The sequence below is a fragment of the Butyricimonas faecalis genome (assembly GCF_003991565.1).
Lineage (GTDB): Bacteria > Bacteroidota > Bacteroidia > Bacteroidales > Marinifilaceae > Butyricimonas > Butyricimonas faecalis.
In genome coordinates this window covers 2,679,342-2,695,829 of the sequence record NZ_CP032819.1, presented here as the reverse complement: position 1 = coordinate 2,695,829, position 16,488 = coordinate 2,679,342, and the positions used below count along the sequence as shown (strand labels likewise).

The 16,488-nt window shown below is 42.8% G+C and carries 17 protein-coding genes and 1 tRNA gene; 8 read left to right on the top strand and 10 right to left on the bottom strand.

Annotated features, from left to right (window positions below; all coding sequences use genetic code 11):
• Window positions 1–10 precede the first annotated feature (10 nt).
• The 5 genes from D8S85_RS11840 (at window position 11) to D8S85_RS11820 (ending at window position 6,249) form a co-directional block, all read left to right on the top strand.
• On the top strand, window positions 11–1,129 hold the full coding sequence (locus tag D8S85_RS11840) for an aspartate aminotransferase family protein (protein ID WP_106480820.1): 1,119 nt from the start codon (window positions 11–13) through the stop codon (window positions 1,127–1,129).
• Window positions 1,130–1,132: 3 nt separating this feature from the next.
• A complete protein-coding gene (gene argB / locus D8S85_RS11835; RefSeq protein WP_127075105.1) occupies window positions 1,133–1,909 on the top strand; it encodes an acetylglutamate kinase in 777 nt (258 codons plus the stop codon).
• Window positions 1,909–2,958 carry a M20 family metallo-hydrolase gene (locus tag D8S85_RS11830; RefSeq protein WP_106480818.1) on the top strand — a complete coding sequence of 350 codons (1,050 nt, stop codon included), beginning with the start codon at window positions 1,909–1,911 and terminating at the stop codon, window positions 2,956–2,958. Before argB ends, D8S85_RS11830 begins: the two co-directional genes overlap by 1 nt.
• Window positions 2,959–3,190: 232 nt before the next feature.
• The gene (argH, locus tag D8S85_RS11825; protein WP_106480817.1) at window positions 3,191–4,531 is read left to right on the top strand and encodes an argininosuccinate lyase; all 1,341 of its coding nucleotides are present in this window, start codon (window positions 3,191–3,193) and stop codon (window positions 4,529–4,531) included.
• Between the two features lie 383 nt (window positions 4,532–4,914).
• A complete protein-coding gene (locus tag D8S85_RS11820) occupies window positions 4,915–6,249 on the top strand; it encodes a sigma-54-dependent transcriptional regulator (RefSeq protein WP_106480816.1) in 1,335 nt (444 codons plus the stop codon).
• Between the two features lie 14 nt (window positions 6,250–6,263).
• Here D8S85_RS11820 and D8S85_RS11815 read toward each other — a convergent pair whose 3' ends face one another.
• From D8S85_RS11815 to D8S85_RS11770, 10 genes are all read right to left on the bottom strand, one after another.
• A complete protein-coding gene (locus D8S85_RS11815; protein ID WP_106480815.1) occupies window positions 6,264–8,744 on the bottom strand; it encodes a hybrid sensor histidine kinase/response regulator in 2,481 nt (826 codons plus the stop codon).
• 114 nt (window positions 8,745–8,858) lie between these two features.
• Window positions 8,859–9,449, bottom strand: coding sequence for a type 1 glutamine amidotransferase family protein (locus tag D8S85_RS11810; RefSeq protein ID WP_106480814.1), 591 nt, complete (start codon window positions 9,447–9,449; stop codon window positions 8,859–8,861).
• A gap of 22 nt (window positions 9,450–9,471) precedes the next feature.
• Window positions 9,472–10,056, bottom strand: a complete 585-nt coding sequence (locus D8S85_RS11805) for an ORF6N domain-containing protein (RefSeq protein WP_106480813.1) — start codon at window positions 10,054–10,056, stop codon at window positions 9,472–9,474.
• Window positions 10,057–10,186: 130 nt separating this feature from the next.
• Window positions 10,187–10,261 (bottom strand) — tRNA-Arg (locus tag D8S85_RS11800).
• An 80-nt stretch (window positions 10,262–10,341) separates the two neighbouring features.
• Window positions 10,342–10,809 (bottom strand): ExbD/TolR family protein, encoded by a 468-nt coding sequence (locus D8S85_RS11795; RefSeq protein WP_106480812.1) that lies wholly within the window; start codon window positions 10,807–10,809, stop codon window positions 10,342–10,344.
• Complete coding sequence (locus tag D8S85_RS11790) at window positions 10,809–11,393, bottom strand: ExbD/TolR family protein (RefSeq protein ID WP_106480811.1); 585 nt, start codon at window positions 11,391–11,393, stop codon at window positions 10,809–10,811. Before D8S85_RS11790 ends, D8S85_RS11795 begins: the two co-directional genes overlap by 1 nt.
• A gap of 29 nt (window positions 11,394–11,422) precedes the next feature.
• The gene (locus D8S85_RS11785; protein ID WP_106480810.1) at window positions 11,423–11,869 is read right to left on the bottom strand and encodes a hypothetical protein; all 447 of its coding nucleotides are present in this window, start codon (window positions 11,867–11,869) and stop codon (window positions 11,423–11,425) included.
• Window positions 11,870–11,872: 3 nt separating this feature from the next.
• Window positions 11,873–12,682: a MotA/TolQ/ExbB proton channel family protein gene (locus D8S85_RS11780; protein ID WP_106480809.1), complete on the bottom strand. Its 810-nt coding sequence runs from the start codon at window positions 12,680–12,682 to the stop codon at window positions 11,873–11,875.
• A gap of 128 nt (window positions 12,683–12,810) precedes the next feature.
• A complete protein-coding gene (locus D8S85_RS11775; protein WP_106480808.1) occupies window positions 12,811–13,851 on the bottom strand; it encodes an asparaginase in 1,041 nt (346 codons plus the stop codon).
• An 80-nt stretch (window positions 13,852–13,931) separates the two neighbouring features.
• Window positions 13,932–14,717, bottom strand: a complete 786-nt coding sequence (locus D8S85_RS11770) for a TatD family hydrolase (protein ID WP_106480807.1) — start codon at window positions 14,715–14,717, stop codon at window positions 13,932–13,934.
• A gap of 119 nt (window positions 14,718–14,836) precedes the next feature.
• Between D8S85_RS11770 and D8S85_RS11765 the strand changes: the two genes are divergently transcribed.
• From D8S85_RS11765 to D8S85_RS11755, 3 genes are all read left to right on the top strand, one after another.
• Window positions 14,837–15,397 (top strand): RNA polymerase sigma-70 factor, encoded by a 561-nt coding sequence (locus D8S85_RS11765; RefSeq protein ID WP_228423196.1) that lies wholly within the window; start codon window positions 14,837–14,839, stop codon window positions 15,395–15,397.
• 79 nt (window positions 15,398–15,476) lie between these two features.
• Window positions 15,477–15,743, top strand: coding sequence for a hypothetical protein (locus tag D8S85_RS11760; RefSeq protein ID WP_127075103.1), 267 nt, complete (start codon window positions 15,477–15,479; stop codon window positions 15,741–15,743).
• Window positions 15,715–16,419: a FecR family protein gene (locus D8S85_RS11755; RefSeq protein WP_172726506.1), complete on the top strand. Its 705-nt coding sequence runs from the start codon at window positions 15,715–15,717 to the stop codon at window positions 16,417–16,419. The genes D8S85_RS11760 and D8S85_RS11755 overlap by 29 nt, the downstream gene beginning before the upstream one ends.
• Window positions 16,420–16,488: the final 69 nt, after the last annotated feature.

Sequence of the window (16,488 nt, the reverse complement as noted above, 5' to 3'; positions counted from 1 at the left end):
TTATTCGAGTATGTTTGATGTTTACAATGTATTGAATATAGAACCGGTTAAGGCGGAGAACGTCTATTTCTGGGATCGTGATGGGAATAAATACCTTGATTTTTACGGGGGACATGCTGTTATTTCCATCGGACATTCGCATCCGCATTACGTGGATTTGGTGGCGGGACAATTAAATCGTATCGGGTTTTATTCCAATGCCGTGAAGAATCATTTGCAGGAGGAGTTGGAGCAAAAGTTACGAGCGCTTTCCGGTTGCACGGATTATAATTTGTTTCTTTGTAACAGTGGGGCGGAGGCTAACGAGAATGCCCTAAAATTGTCTTCTTTTGTCACGGGGCGTTCGAAAATACTGGCGATGCGCACTGCCTTTCACGGGCGTACGAGTGGAGCGGTTGCCGTTACGGATAACCCGATAATACAGGCTCCTTGGAACCGGGGGCATCAAGTGACATTTGTCGGTTTGAATGACGCGGAGGCTTTGAAACGGGAGTTGGCCGGGAGGGAATACGCGGCCGTTATCGTGGAGGGAATTCAAGGCGTGGGGGGTATCCGGGTACCGACAAGGGAGTTTCTGCGAGTGGCTCGTGAGGTTTGTGATCAGACGGGTACGCTGTTGATTTTGGATGAAGTCCAATCGGGGTACGGGCGGACCGGGAAGTTCTTTGCCTACCAGCATGCGGGGATAGAGCCGGACTTGGTTACTATGGCTAAAGGGATGGGCAATGGATTCCCGGTGGCAGGAGTTTTGATTCACGAGTCGATCAAGGCGGAGAAGGGAATGTTGGGAACGACGTTCGGGGGAAACCACCTGGCTTGTGCGGCCGCGATTGCCGTGTTGGATGTTATTAAGGACGAGCAATTAATGGAAAATGCCGATCGTGTTGGCAGCTATCTGATGGAGCAATTAAAAGTTTTGAACGGGGTGATTGAAGTTCGGGGAAGAGGGTTGATGGTCGGGGTGGATATTGATATCCCTCATGCTATTTTTTGTCGTCGTTTGCTGGCAGATCAACACGTGATCACGGGGACTAGCGGGAAGAATACGTTGCGCTTGTTGCCCCCGTTGTGTGTTACCCGGGAGGAGATTGACGAATTTGTCGCTCGGTTTAAACAAGTAATGAGTTAACAGATGGAATGTAAAGTCATAAAAATCGGGGGTGCCTTGATCGAGGATGGCGAGCTACAGAACCGGTTGTGCCGGAAGTTCGCATCGATGAGTTCCCCTTTTGTTATCGTGCATGGTGGCGGGACTTTTGCCGGACAGCTTTCGGAGCGGTTGGGGATTCCCCGCAAGATGATTGACGGGAGGCGGGTGACCGATCGGGAAACTTTGGAGGTCACGGTGATGGTTTATTCCGGATGGATCAACAAGACGCTGGTTGCTCGTTTGCAGGCTTTGGGAGTGAATGCTTGTGGGCTTTCCGGGTGCGACTTGAATCTGGTGCAGGCCGATCGACGGGAAGGACGGGATATAGACTGGGGGTACGTGGGAGATGTCCGACAGGTAAATATGGGAGCTCTCGAATTGTTGTTGCAGGCCGGGGTGATACCTGTTGTTGCGCCGATCACGCACGATGGGAAAGGTGTGTTGTTGAATTCAAATGCAGATGGTATCGCGGCAGCGGTGGCGGAGACGTTGGGGAGGTGTTATGACGTGGAATTGATTTATTGTTTTGATAAAAAGGGGGTGTTGGCGGATGTCGGGAATGAAGATTCCGTGATTTCTTGTCTTACCCCGTCGTTGTATGAAGAATATAAGGGAAACGGAGTGATTCATTCCGGTATGATTCCCAAGTTGGATAACGCTTTTAAGTCTGTTCATAACGGTGTACGGGTTGTTCGTTTGATTCATCCTGACGATCTGGATCAACCGAACGCGGGCACTCGAATAATATTGGAAAAGTAATGGATGCGAGTGGGGCAATAGAGCTTTTAAAACAAATTATATCCATCCCCTCTTTCAGTAAGGAGGAGGCCGGGGTGGCTGATTTGATTGCCGATGTGTTGACAAGATATAGGTTCGACGTGCGTCGCAAAGGTAATAACGTGTGGAGTCGTTCAAAGAATTTCGATGAAGCGAAGCCAACGTTATTACTCGATGCACATTTGGATACCGTGCGCCCTAACGGGGGATGGGACACTGATCCTTTTACACCGATTGTGAAGGAGGGAAAGTTGTTCGGTTTGGGAAGTAATGACACGGGAGGAAGTCTTGTTTCGATGCTGGCTGTTTTTGTCGAATCGGCATCCGTGAGTTTGCCGTGTAACCTGGTGTTTTTGGCTTCTGCAGAAGAGGAGAACACGGGAAGTAACGGGATTCAAAGCGTGTTCCCGGAACTTGGGCAGATTGATTTTGCTTTTGTGGGTGAACCCACGGGGATGCGTCCGGCGATAGCGGAGAAGGGGTTGATGGTGTTGGATTGTTGTGCCCGGGGAAAAGCGGGGCACGCCGCAAGAGAGGAAGGGGTGAATGCGATTTATGAGGCAATGGAAGATATACATTGGTTTCGTACCTATCAGTTCGAGAAGGTATCGGAATTATTGGGTCCGGTGAAAATGAGCGTAACGGGGATTGAAGCGGGAACCCTGCATAACGTGGTTCCTGCAACTTGTCGTTTTATGGTAGATATACGGGTAAATGAACTTTACACAAATCAGGAAATATTTGATACGATCCGTAATCACGTGAAATGCGATGTGATCCCTCGCTCTTTTTCACTGAATTCGTCTTCCATTTCGCCTTCTCATCCGGTGGTGAAGCGGTGTGTAGAGTTGGGATTATCTCCTTACGGTTCACCAACGACGTCGAATCAAGCGGTGATTCCATGTCCCTCATTGAAGATTGGACCCGGGGATAGCGCTCGTTCACACACGGCAAATGAATATATCTGCTTGGAGGAGGTGCGGGAGGGGATTGAGTTGTTTAAATGTATGATTCGAGATTTTGAATTGTAGATTTAAATAAGGTAAAAGTTAAAAACTACCCCCTCTGGCTCCCCCTTACACAGGGGGAGGATGCGCTGCATTGAGGTGTTATGGTGGGTTCTTGCGTCTGTTTCTCCCCCTTGAAAAGGGGGAGTTAGAGGGGGATGAAGAGATGAAAACTAAAAACTACAAGTTAAAAGTAGAAAATCAAAAGGCGTTGGTCTTGTGTGACTGAAATCTAAAATTTAAAAACTAAAATCGAATGAAGCTTTGGGATAAAGGATATGATATAGATGGTTTTACGGAATCATTTACGATAGGAAAAGACCGGGAGCTGGATGTTATGCTGGCCGGGGTTGACGTTATTGGGAGTTTGGCTCACTTGAAAATGTTACATGCCGTGGGTTTGGTAAACGAGGAGGAATATAAATCTTTGCAGCGTGCTTTGGTTGATGTTCACGGGATGGTGGAAAGAGGTGAGTTCGTGATAGAGGAGGGGATTGAAGATGTGCATTCTCAGATCGAGTTGTTGTTGGTGCGGAAATGCGGGGATGCAGGGAAAAAGATTCACACGGGGCGTTCTAGGAATGATCAGGTTTTGCTTGATTTGAAGTTGTTTGCCCGGGAGGCGATATTCGAAACACTGGAGTATGTGGAACGTTTGTTTGGCTTGTTGATTCGGCGGGCAGAAGAGGATAAAGACGTGTTGATTCCCGGTTACACACATTTGCAAGTGGCCATGCCTTCTTCTTTTGGCTTGTGGTTCAGTGCTTATGCCGAATCATTGGCTGACGATTTGTTGGCGTTGAAGGCGGCTTACGATATGGTGAATACGAATCCTCTTGGTTCCGGGGCGGGGTATGGTTCATCGATAGCCTTGAACCGACAGATGACGACCGATTTGCTCGGCTTTGCAGGTTTGGCTTATAACGTGGTTTATGCCCAGATGCAAAGGGGGAAGATGGAAAAGAATGTGTTGTTTGGATTGGCTGCCGTGGCGACTACTTTGGGGCGTTTGGCTGCTGATGTTTGTCTGTTTGCCTGTGGTAATTTCGGGTTTGTACTTTTACCGGATAAGTACACGACGGGGTCCAGCATCATGCCGCACAAGAAGAATCCAGATATATTCGAGTTGATCCGGGCGAAGTGTAATCATTTGCAATCGCTTCCCATGCAAATGGCTATGATTTGTACGAACTTGACTTCCGGATATTTCCGGGATATGCAATTAACCAAGGAGTTGTTTTTACCCGCTTTTCGAGAGTTGAATGATTCCCTTTTTATGGCTCATCTGGTGTTGCAGGAGATGGAGGTGAAACAGGATGTTTTACGAGATCCCCGCTATGCTTATATTTTTTCCGTGGAGGATGTGAATGAACGCGTGATGGCCGGAATCCCGTTTCGGGAGGCTTACCGAGATATTGGCATGCAAATTCAAGAGGGACGTTATCGGGATAGGCATCGGGAGATTCATCATACACATGAAGGAAGTATGGGTAATCTTTGTTTGGCGGAGATTAGAGATAAGTTTGAGCAGAGAGTAGCTGCCTGGGACATAGCCACGGTTCGAGAGGCGGTGAAAGATCTGCTGGGGAACAGGTAATTGGCATTTGGGGAACAGGTTGTAGGGATTTTCTCCACACTTGTTCCACATCTTTCCACACGCTTGTTTTTTAAGATGATCGTGTAAATTATTGATTATCTTGATGGTGAGTTCCCGATTTAGCAGTGGCATACAATTCTCTATACGATAAGCAAATGGTTGAATGATTAAAATTGATGGGTTATGGGAATTTGTATATTTTTTATCGTGATGGCTATTTCGGGACTTTTGTTGCCGCATTTCTTGACCGATCCCGAAATGAAGTAGAGTGAATCTAATCATCTTGATGATAGACAATTATCTGCTTTCATTTCCTAAATTCCGTTAAAAACTTTTTTGTTTAGTCGATTAAGGCTATTTTCGTGTTGGAAATAAATCGACTTATGGCAAAGATTTTAATCGTGGATGATGATACAACATTTTGTATCATGCTGAGAAAATGGTTGGAAAAACGTGGATTTGAGGTAGATGCTGCTTTTTCCTATAAAGAGGCTGTAAAACAATTAGATAAAGCAGGATTTGATCTTGTGTTGACGGATTTGCGTTTGCCGGATAAAGACGGGATCGATTTGCTTCGGGTGATCAAGGAAAAAATGCCGAAAACGCAGGTGCTTCTGATGACAGGGTATGCCGATATACAGACCGCGGTCACGGCGATTAAATTGGGCGCTTTTGATTACGTGGCCAAGCCTGTCATTCCGGATGAGATTCTTAAAAAGTTGCAGGAAGCTTTAAAGTTGGAGGCTGAGCCTGTTGCCAAGTCTGTTCCTGCAAAAGCAAAGCCGACGAGTTTTTCTTATATAAAAGGAGTGAGTGAAGGTGCCGATCGGCAATATGAATATATTCATCTGGTAGGGCCTACCATGATGACAGTTTTGATTAACGGGGAGAGTGGTACGGGTAAGGAGTATATCGCTCGTTTGATACACTCGATGAGTAACCGAAAAGACGGGCCTTTCGTGGCAGTAGATTGTGGTGCGATACCGAAAGATCTTGCCGCAAGCGAATTTTTCGGACATATTAAAGGTTCTTTCACGGGTGCCGTTACCGATAAGCAGGGCTATTTCGTGACCGCATCGGGAGGAACTATTTTCTTGGATGAGATCGGTAATTTGCCTTATGACGTGCAAGTCCAGCTATTGCGTGCGCTTGAAGAACGTAAGGTACATCCCGTGGGAGGGAATGTTGATATCCCTTTTGACGTGCGTATTATCTCGGCCACAAATGAAAATTTGAAAGAAGCGGTTGCGAGTGGTCGTTTCCGGGAGGATTTGTATCATCGCTTGAATGAATTTTCTATTCAGGCTTTGCCGCTTCGAGAGAGGAAAGAGGACATTTTGATTTTTGCCAACCATTTCTTGGATAAAGCGAACGAGGAGTTGGGAAAGCAGGTGGCCGGGTTTGATGAGGAGGTGATGCGTATTTTTAGAACTTATTCGTGGCCGGGTAACTTGCGGGAAATGCGTAATATTGTGAAACGGGCAACGTTGTTGTGTATGGGGAGTCTGATTTCCAAAGCCTGTTTGCCCCCGGAGTTGGAGCAAAAGCCCGTGGAAGCTGAAAAGACATCCACTACACGGCGGGAGATGGAAATCGAACTGATCAAAGATGCCATGCGGAAATGCCGGAACAACAAGAGCGAGGCTGCCCGTATGCTCCAGATAGACAGGAAAACATTGTATAATAAATTGAAAAGTTTCGGTCTGGAGGATCTATAAGATGTTTTGAGAGATTATTGACGTGTTTCTTTTTCCAGTAATTGGAGGATATTGTTCCCCTCTTGCAAGATCTTTTCAATATTCTCTCTTATTTTATTTTCTTCTGTATCCAATGGCATTTTTTCCAGAAAAAGTAGAGAAGGAATTACCTTGTTGATCGAGAGTTGCTTGAACATGGGTAGCATTTTGTGTGCTAATTTGGCAATTTGTTCCGTTTCATGTGCTTCCAGATGCTTGGCCAATAACTGGAAATTGGTCTTGCAATCCGTTAGAAAAGACCCGATAATTTGGTTTGCTGTATCTTTGTCATTATCGGCAAAGACCATGATCATGTCTAAGTTGTAAGGAGCGTTTTTATCCGACATCTGTGTTGTCGGTTGCTTTGTTGTTATGGCACATCCTAACAGGTTGTTTACCCTGCTGTAAAGTTGTTCCGGGGTGTACGGTTTATTTAGATAAGCCGAGAAGCCGGCTTCTTGATACTCTTTTTCGTGCATATCGTCACGGGCAGACAATGCAATTACCGGAATGTTTTTTATTTGTTGATTTACGGATTTACGGATTTGTTGTACAAGTTCAAAACCGTCCATTCCCGGCATCTGAATGTCGGATAGAACCATGTTGTAGTTTCCTTTTTCCAACCGGGATAGCACTTCTTGCGGACGCGTACACGTGTCGCATTGAATCCCTACTTTTTGGAGTAGTTCTGTCGTGACGGTTAATTGAAGCGTGTCGTCATCCACGATAAAGGCTTTCATGCCTTCATGTATAACTGGGGTTGAAGAGGATGGGGCTACAGGCTGGGGTTCTTGTGCCGAGGCTTTTATCAACGGGAGTTTGACCGTGAAGGTACTTCCCTCTCCTTTTTTACTTTCGAGGGTTAATTCCCCGTCGAGTAGATGCACGAGTTGTAGCGTGATGGTTAAGCCAAGGCCTGTTCCTTCCGCCCCGTTGTTGTGTTGTGGGTTTAGACGGGTAAATTCTTTAAATATCAGCTTTTGCTCTTCTTCCGTCATTCCCGGACCGGAGTCTTTGATCGCGATAATAAATTGATCGTCTTTTGTATCGGGGACAAAGGCAGACAAAGAGATATTTCCTTCTCGGGTGTATTTTATGGCGTTCGATAGGATATTTACCACGATTTGTCGAACTTTCATGGAATCTCCAAGATAGAGCCCGTTCAGGGTGTTGCTAATATCGCTTTTCAATTTCAGGCCCTTTTGTGCTGCTAGAGGAAGGAAACTATCCGTGATCTCTTGCAATAGGCGTTCCGGATTGTATGGAACCGTGTTGACTTCCATTTTGTTCGACTCTAGTTTGGAGAAATCAAGCATATTGTTAGCAAGATGCAGGATATGTTCGGCAGATCCTTTCATGTTTTTAAGGAAATAATGCTGTCGCTCTTCTAGTTGGGTGTTATTTAACAGTTCTATGTACCCGATGATGGAACTCAGGGGGGATTTTATATCGTGAGTGACAGTCAGCATTAATTTCTCCCGGTTATGTAGTAAACGTTCCGTATATGTTTTTGCTGCTTCCAATTCCCGCCTGTAGCGTTGGCTTTGTGTGATGTCGTTGATAATGAGGACAACGAAGAATACCACCAGTACACAAGCGATGATCGCGATCCAAGATATTGTTCGGGTGAGATGATGCGTTGTGATTTGCTGTTGTTCCAAGCGGATCATCGTGCTTTCCAGTTCTTCTTTTTCCAGTTCTTTCAATACTCGTTTGAGACGCTCCGTGATGTGTTGGCCACTCTGGATAACGATACTTTCTCGTCGGGAAACTTCTGCATTAATTTCTTCTTTTTGTTGCTGGTACTGTTTCCATGAATCCCGAATCACGTTCATCAATGTATCCGTGTTGTTGCTTGTCGTGACCATGCTGAGCGTGTCAACAATGCGATGGAGGGTCGTGTCGACTTTTAGAATAGAATCTCTTTTCGTTCTGAATAATCCTTTTCTTTCCCGGATGATGTAGTTGCTGTCAATGACGGTAATGATCTTTTCCCGGAGATCGGGAATGACATCTGTCGAATCCTTGATGGTTCCTATTTTTTCGATGGTCTTGTGGTAAAAATCCTCGGGTATATAGTATTTCTTGACGTAATATAAATCTTTTAGATTCTTGATGCGTTTGCTTAAAAGTGTATTTATCGTGTCTATTCGTAAATTTTGTTCCGAGCTTATAGATAGATTTTTTAGGGTATCCATGTTGTCCCTAATTTTTTCTATCAATTTCATGTACGTGTCAAAATTCTTTTGTGCCCCCGTTTGGGAGAAAGCGATCCCGGTATTTTCTGCCTCGTATAGTTTGGTGAGCGTGTTGCTTATGATGAATAATTTTTGTTGTATGACGATTTCATCGCTCCCTTTCTGGGTTAAGGCAATCGTTTGTTTGTAGATAAAGATAATGGCAATCGCTCCTAACAAGAGAATTAGGATATATCCTGTGATTAGTTTGAGCTTGGTAAATTTGAACGGTCTTTGCATAGCAAACAGATTTATAGCAAATGTATAAAAAATGAGACTGTCTGACAAGTCTATTTTTAAATGACTACCTCCTTGTTAGACAGTTTCATTTTAGAAATCCCGGGATGCTATGCCTTAAAGTTCATTTTTGTAAAATGAATAAGTTTCTTCTATGATTTCCGGTGTTGCGGCATCCAACTGGTATAGAATTTCACGACAAAATTCCAAAGGAGCATTGCCGTTAGCAGTTACGATGTTGTTGTCTCTTACGGCTGGATCATTTATGTAATTGGCTTCACCCGTATACTGTGCACCTGCATTTTGCTTTAAGTACTCCAGTGTGTTGCTTGTATGTTTTACATGATTGAGAAAGCCATGCATTCCAAGGTATACGGATGCGTTGCAGATTCCGGCAACCAGTTTGTTTTCCGCGATGGCCTTTTCCACTAGTGGCGCGATGGGTTGTGCCTCAGGCAAAAACCAGTTCATTCCTCCGATTAGTATTAGCCCAACATGGTCATCTGGCAGGTCGCTGATATCGTAGTCCGGCAAAACTCTGAATCCACCTATTGAGGTAATAGGTTCTTTTGATAAAGACAACGTTTTCACCTTGTATTTGATTGGACTTCCCGGTTTGACACCCATATTTAGGCTGGTGGCGATATAAGCTCCTTCCCAGTCTGCGAAATTGTTTAGTAGTACAAAAATTATTTCTTTTTTATCCATATCGTTTAATATTTAGTTTATTCTATTTTTTGCTCTCTTCTTCGTATCCCGGTAGCTTGTAGCCGATCCGCTTTCTTTCTTTAAATTCCCGGTTTTTTACTTGTAATTCCGCTAAGGTTTGGTTTATTAATTCAAGTTGTATCCGGGTATCTTCGTTAATATCGTTTTGGTCGGTAAAGACGTCTTCAATGTATTCCTTCAATTCCTTTAATTCGTTTTTTAGTTCATCAACATGACTTATGGGAGTGTTGGAAATTAATAGTCGCATAGCAATAAAAGCTCTTATGATAGATATGTTGATTTCAATAGCGACCTCACTATTTAGAATTGATGAAAGCATGGCAACACCTTGTTCTGTAAAAGCGAAAGGCATGTATCTTGTACCGCCTCTTTTGTTTGAGGTCACAAATTGTGACCTCAAATTACCGAATTCTTCTTTTGTCAATTCAAACATGAAATCCGATGGGAAGCGTTTCAGGTTTCTTTTGACCGCTTGTTTTAAAACTTTGGTTTCAATGCCATATAGCTCTGCAAGATCGAAGTCCAACATGACTTTCTGCCCCCTGATCTCGTATATTTTGCTTTGTATGATTTGTAGGTTATCCATGATTGCACCGTATAGTTCTATACAAATGTAGGGAAAAACGGGAATAACTTATGTTTTTTGGCCATATATTGGTATATTATAAAAATAACCCTCTATAACATTTTATGTTTTAGAGGGTTATGTCGCAAAGTGGTGATCCCCACGGGACTCGAACCCATATCAAAGGAACCGGAATCCTTCATTCTATCCATTGAACTAGGGGACCATATTATCCGAGTGCAAAGCTAATCAAATTTTTAAAAAAAGGGAGCAATTTGCTCCCTTTTTTAATGTATAATAGATAAACTATTTTACCTTTTTACGAGTAGCGTAGCTTACACGTAACGAATTTGCTTTACGCAATTCTTGTTTTACGTCGGTTACGATACCCATTTTCGTAAACTGATCCACTTTTAAGTTGTTCGTGATCATGTTCCGTTCTTCCTCTTTACGAGTTTCTTGTTCAGCAGCAACGAAACTACTGATTTCGTTTACGTTTGCCAATTTATCATTCAACTGGATACGAGGTTCACTTCCGTAAGTAGCCACATACTGGTCTTTCGGTTTCCCGATGAAGATGTTACTAACCAAAGATTTTTTCTCCAGTTTAGTAACTTCTTTTGCTTCGGGCATACCATTATCAACCATCACGAGTACTTCTCGCATTGTAGTACTAACCATGAAGAAGAATAATAGCATGAACACGATGTCCGGTAGAGATGCTGTTGAAATAGCAGGTGTCTCTTTGCCGCCTTCTTTTCTAAATTTAGCCATTACTTCTTTCCTCCTTTCCCGATGTTTTTAGGTTCTGCCTCGGATATAGCGGTGGGAACAAGTTTTCTCACTGCATCCATTTGCTCTTCCGTGAGTTCGCTGTATTTCTTCCCCCATTTTTCCATGGCCTTCATATCTCTGACTTCATTGTATGCCGCCGTCAGTTCATCCTGAACGGCAATATACATTTTGTATGAGGTACCCCGGTCACTTTGAAGAGAAATAATTCCTCTCGAAACCTCGGCTTGTCCAAAGAACGGAATTTCTTTGATAACCTTACTCGGTAGGTCTTCTCTATTATGTGGGTTCAGAATAAACTCTTTAGCCTTCTCCCTTAACTCAGTTATTTGCATTAAGTTTCCGTTCACAGCCAGCAAATCGTTCTTGTTTACCAAAACCTGTAAAATATTACGTTTAGCAACAGGCGGAGCGATTACTTGATCTTTTGGAGGCATTGGCGGTAACCGTCTGAATAATCCTGAGTCCACATCCATGGTCGTTGACATCAAGAAGAATGTCAATAGCAAAAATGCTATATCCGCTGTGGAGGAGGCATTAATTTCTGGTGTTTTTTTGTTTGCCATAAATCTCTTTTTTTACTCTTCAGGAAACATTATCTAACACGTCTGATAATTTCCGTAACAATGATAGCACCAATAGCACCAATTCCTAAAAAATAAGTCGTGATTAGGATGGTATCAGTGAATTTTAAGGTTCCAGGAACGTTGTCTGAACCGCTGTATCCCGGAATATCCATAATGGTTCCATCAGACATAGAATAAGCGATTAACACGAGGATCACGATCCCTGCAAGAGCGATAAAGCTCTTCATCGCTTCTTTCGGTCTGGTGAATAGTCTGATAATCGGGAATATTAATGCTGCAACAATAGCAACAGCAAAAAGGATATATGACCACCATAGCAATTGTTCCGTGTATATTGGGTTGGAGTATTGTGAGTTTGGAAGTTCACCCCCGAAGTAAAATAACCCCAACAATACAACCGTAACGACGAACATTACGATGGTCAAGATATTTAATAATTTGGTTATTTTCTGCATGGTTTAGCGATTTTGATTGTATTTGACAAGAATGTCTAATAAAGTTACGGAAGCATCTTCCATATCATTAACAATACTGTCAATTTTAGCGATACAATAGTTGTAGAATACTTGAAGGATCATGGCAACGATCAAACCACCCACGGTCGTGATCAATGCAACCTTGATACCTCCGGCCACCAATGACGGTTGGATATCTCCTGCTGCCTGAATCTTATCGAAGGCGTCGATCATACCGATTACAGTTCCCAAGAATCCCAACATCGGGGCTAATGCGATAAACAAGCTAATCCAAGACATTCCTTTTTCCAAAAGTCCCATTTGAACAGAACCATAAGATACGACTGATTTTTCAACCATGTCGACACCTTGATCATAACGACACAAGCCTTGATAGAAAATACTTGCGATAGGACCTCTGGCGTTGCGGCAAACTTCTTTGGCTGCTTCAACTCCGCCGTTGTTTAATGCGTCTTCTACACTTGCAATCAATTTTTTAGAGTTGGTAGAAGCCAAGTTCAAATAGATAACTCTTTCGATAGCGATAGCCAAACCGAAGATCAAACACAAGATAACGAAACTCATGAATGCGGCACCTCCCTCGATGAATTTTTGTTTTAAGGCAGCGTGGAAAGAGGTACTTTCGATTTGTGATTCGTCTTCTAATACGGTAGGATCTGTCGTTTCCTCTTCTTCTTGATAAGTTTCAGTGGTCTCTGTTTGAGTTGTTTCATTCTCTTGAGCCATTAGCATAGATGATGCTCCAATAGTAAGCATTCCTAAAACTGCTATTAGTGCAAATAATTTTCTCATGATCAATTTAACTGATTTTTAGTTTATTAATAATTAAAATTTAACTCTATAATATCTGTTTAAGCTGTTTTGTTCTTGTTTTACACCGTACACCGGTCAAAATCGGGCACCAAGGTATAAAAAAAGTGTTAAAATCCAATATATTTGGGAGATATTTCTCCTTTCAAACCGTTATTTAAATATTTTTTTATTTCGTTAGTGTCTTTATATTTGCCGAGGACATACATCATTTTACAGACGGCAGCTTCCGTGGTAATGTCATGACCGCTGATAACTCCTGCGTTAAGTAGCTCTCTGCTTGTTTCATACTTACCCATTTCGACACTTCCTCCTTGGCATTGGGTGACGTTGTACACGAAAATATTCTTTGCTAGCACCTCCTTCACCTTGTTAAGGAAAACTTTATTTGTCGGGGCATTGCCTGAGCCGTATGTTTCCAAGATGATTCCCTTTAACCCGGGAATATTGGTTATGGCGTCAATTACCTCCGGTTTCATGCCCGGAAATATTTTCAATATGGCGATATTGGTATCTACGTCGCAGAATGCACTTACGGGTTCTGTTCGCGGAGAGTAATCGATTGCGCTATAATTGTAATGAATATGTATCCCAATGTTTGCTAATGCCGGATAGTTGAATGACTGGAATGCATCGAAACTTTCCGCGTTTATTTTTGTTGTCCGGTTGCCTCGGAATAATTTATCCCCAAACAAGATGCAGACCTCAGGAACAATGGCCTTACCTTGGTCGTAGGCGGCTGCTATTTCAATGGCTGCAATCAAGTTTTCTTTCCCATCTGTCCTGATTTTCCCGATCGGGAGTTGAGAACCGGTAAAGATCACGGGTTTGGTCAGGTTGTTTAACATGAAACTCAAGGCTGCAGCCGAGTAAGCCATGGTGTCTGTTCCATGTAGGATGACAAATCCTCGGTAATCATCGTAATTTTTCAAAATAATCGAGCAAAGATCTTTCCACAATTGCGGTTGCAGATCCGAGGAGTCGATGATCTCCGGTAGGGTGTAACTGTCTATCGTGAATCCGAATTCTTTGATTTCCGGTACTTCGCAAGCGATTTGGTCAAAATTGAAAGGACATAACGCTCCGGTTTCGGGATCGTTTACCATTCCGATGGTCCCTCCGGTATATATTATCAACACGGGTTTTGTCATACGCACTAAGTTAAAATCTAAAATGTTATAAGCTTTAAACTCCCTCTATGCTTTTCGTCAGTTGCTATTTGAATCTTGTTCTATGAACGGTTCGCACTATTGATATGCAAATTAAATAAATTCATCGCATTATTCGTTGTTGTTTCCTCTACTTTTTTCGTGTCGACCCCTAGAATTTCAGCAATTTTAGCGGCTATACACGGAATGTAACTACTTTCGTTGCGTTTACCCCGATATGGAACGGGGGCAAGATAGGGGGCGTCCGTTTCTAGTACCAGATATTCTGTGCCGATTTTTCCCACGACTTCTGCCATAGATGATTTTTTGAAAGTAACCACGCCTCCGATTCCTAGCAGAAAACCCAAATCTATTGCCCGGTGAGCATCTTCTACGGTACCTGGAAAGCAATGGAGTATGCCTTTCATATTATAGTGTTGTTTTTTCAACACGGTAAATATTTCTGTTAGCGAGTCTCTTGAATGGATGATAATGGGCAAATCCATTTCCCGGGCAATATTTAACTGCCGTTCGAAAACGATAACTTGTTCTTTGTAGAATGTTTTATCCCAGTAAAGATCGATTCCACATTCCCCGATACCGTATATTGTTTCTTGGCCTAGTAATTTTTCGAAAAGTTGTATTTCTGTTTTATAGGATTCGTTTACAGAAGTTGGGTGAACCCCCAACGTGGGATACATCATGTCCGGGAGAGCTTCTGCAAGCGATAACATGGATTGTCTGGTTGTGCTGTCAATGTCCGGAAGAATAATTTGGCGGACGTCAGCTTCCAAAGCCCGTTGGATGACTTCCGTTCTGTCGTTGTCGAATTCTTCGGCATAGATATGGGAGTGAGTATCTACAAACATATGTACAATATAAATTTTGTTGCTTTTTCTAAGCTGCAAAGGTAGCGAAAAGTGGGAAAAACGTGTTGTTTATTTATTTCTGAAATTCTATCTTTGTCGAAAATCCTATGGGGGTGAGAATGAATGGTACAGAGCAAGATTTCGTTCATCGTATAAATGTAAAGGAGGAAACTGCTTTTCATGATTTGTTCACGAGATTCCGGAATTATCTCGTGCTGTTTGCCATGCGGAGGCTTGGGCAGTTGGAGGTGGCGGAGGATATTGTACAGGAAACTTTCATTACCGTGTGGGAAAATAAAAAGACGTTCAATTCTTATCAAGGACTAAAAGCTTATTTATATGAATTGGTGCAGAATAAATGTACCAATTATTTGAAGCATAAACAAGTGGAGGACAAATATGCTTCTTACGTGAAGACGACAAGCGAGGAGACCGGGGAAGATTATAACTTGATGCAGGAAGAAATCTATCGGGAATTGTATGTGGCCGTCAGGGAGCTACCGGAAAAGTGTCAGAAAGTTTTTGGGTTGCACTTGGAAGGGAAAAAGAATGATGAGATAGCTGAAATACTGGGAATCTCCGTCTTGACTGTCAAATCTCATAAGCAAAATGCAATTCATATCCTAAAAGAGAAAATGGGAAACCTCTTCCTTTTATACGCCTACATCTGCGAGATGTAATTTTTTTTGAAAAATAATTGATTTTTATTTGCTACTTTTTAATCCCTTTCTTGTATATGGTGTAAAATAAAAAAACATCATGGATCTGTACGATGAAAATATTGCCCGGTTAATACGACATTCCTTGATAGGAGAACTCTCCGAACTGGAACGTGGGGAACTGGAGGCATGGCTACATGATTCGGAAGAGCATCAGGTACTTTTTGAGAAAATCAAAAAAGAAATACGCATCTCTTCTGAAAGGTCTTTTTTCTGCTCGTTGAATGACGAGGAGGCTTGGCAAAAATTTAAAATTGCCACGCGAGAAAGAAAACAGCGTGTCTACATCAGGAAATTTGGAATATGATTCTTTAGTAGTCCCGGTGCAAGAAGCGGCGTTAGCCATGAATACGTTAAAGATTCCTCGCGGGGGAGAATTCCGGTTAAAATTATCGGATGGAACAAATGTTTACCTGAACTCTGCTTCGGAATTGAAATATCCGGTGTGCTTTGATGAAAAAGAACGAAAGGTTTATTTGTCGGGAGAGGCCTATTTCGAGGTAACTAAGGATTCGGATCGGCCATTTTACGTGGAAACGGAAGAGCTGCAGATTCGTGTGTACGGGACGGAGTTTAACGTGAACACGAATCAACCGGGAAAAGTTCACACCGTGTTGGTTAACGGCAAGGTTGGGGTCAAAAAAAGAGGAATGACCGGGGAGATCGTGATGAAGCCGGGTGAATTGGCAAGCTTTGATCGAAAAGCGGGGACATTCGAGGTGAAAGAAGTAGATGTGCGGCAGTACGTGCTTTGGAAAGACGGGTATTTCACCTTTGAGAACGAAAGTTTGGAACAGATTCTAAACACGCTTTCATTTTGGTATGATGTTGACGTGTTTTTCCAGTCGGAATCTGCGAAACAACTGGTATTTACCGGGTATATGAAACGATATAGTGATATATCTGAAATCTTGGATGCGATTACAGACGTTGTAGGAGTAAACTTTACAATAAATGGGAAAACGATAATAGTATCTAAATAAAAAACGGAAAGGGTTGGAGCCTTCCCGTTGAACTTGAATGAAATCAATAGGTCGCTGTTGGAGAGTGAC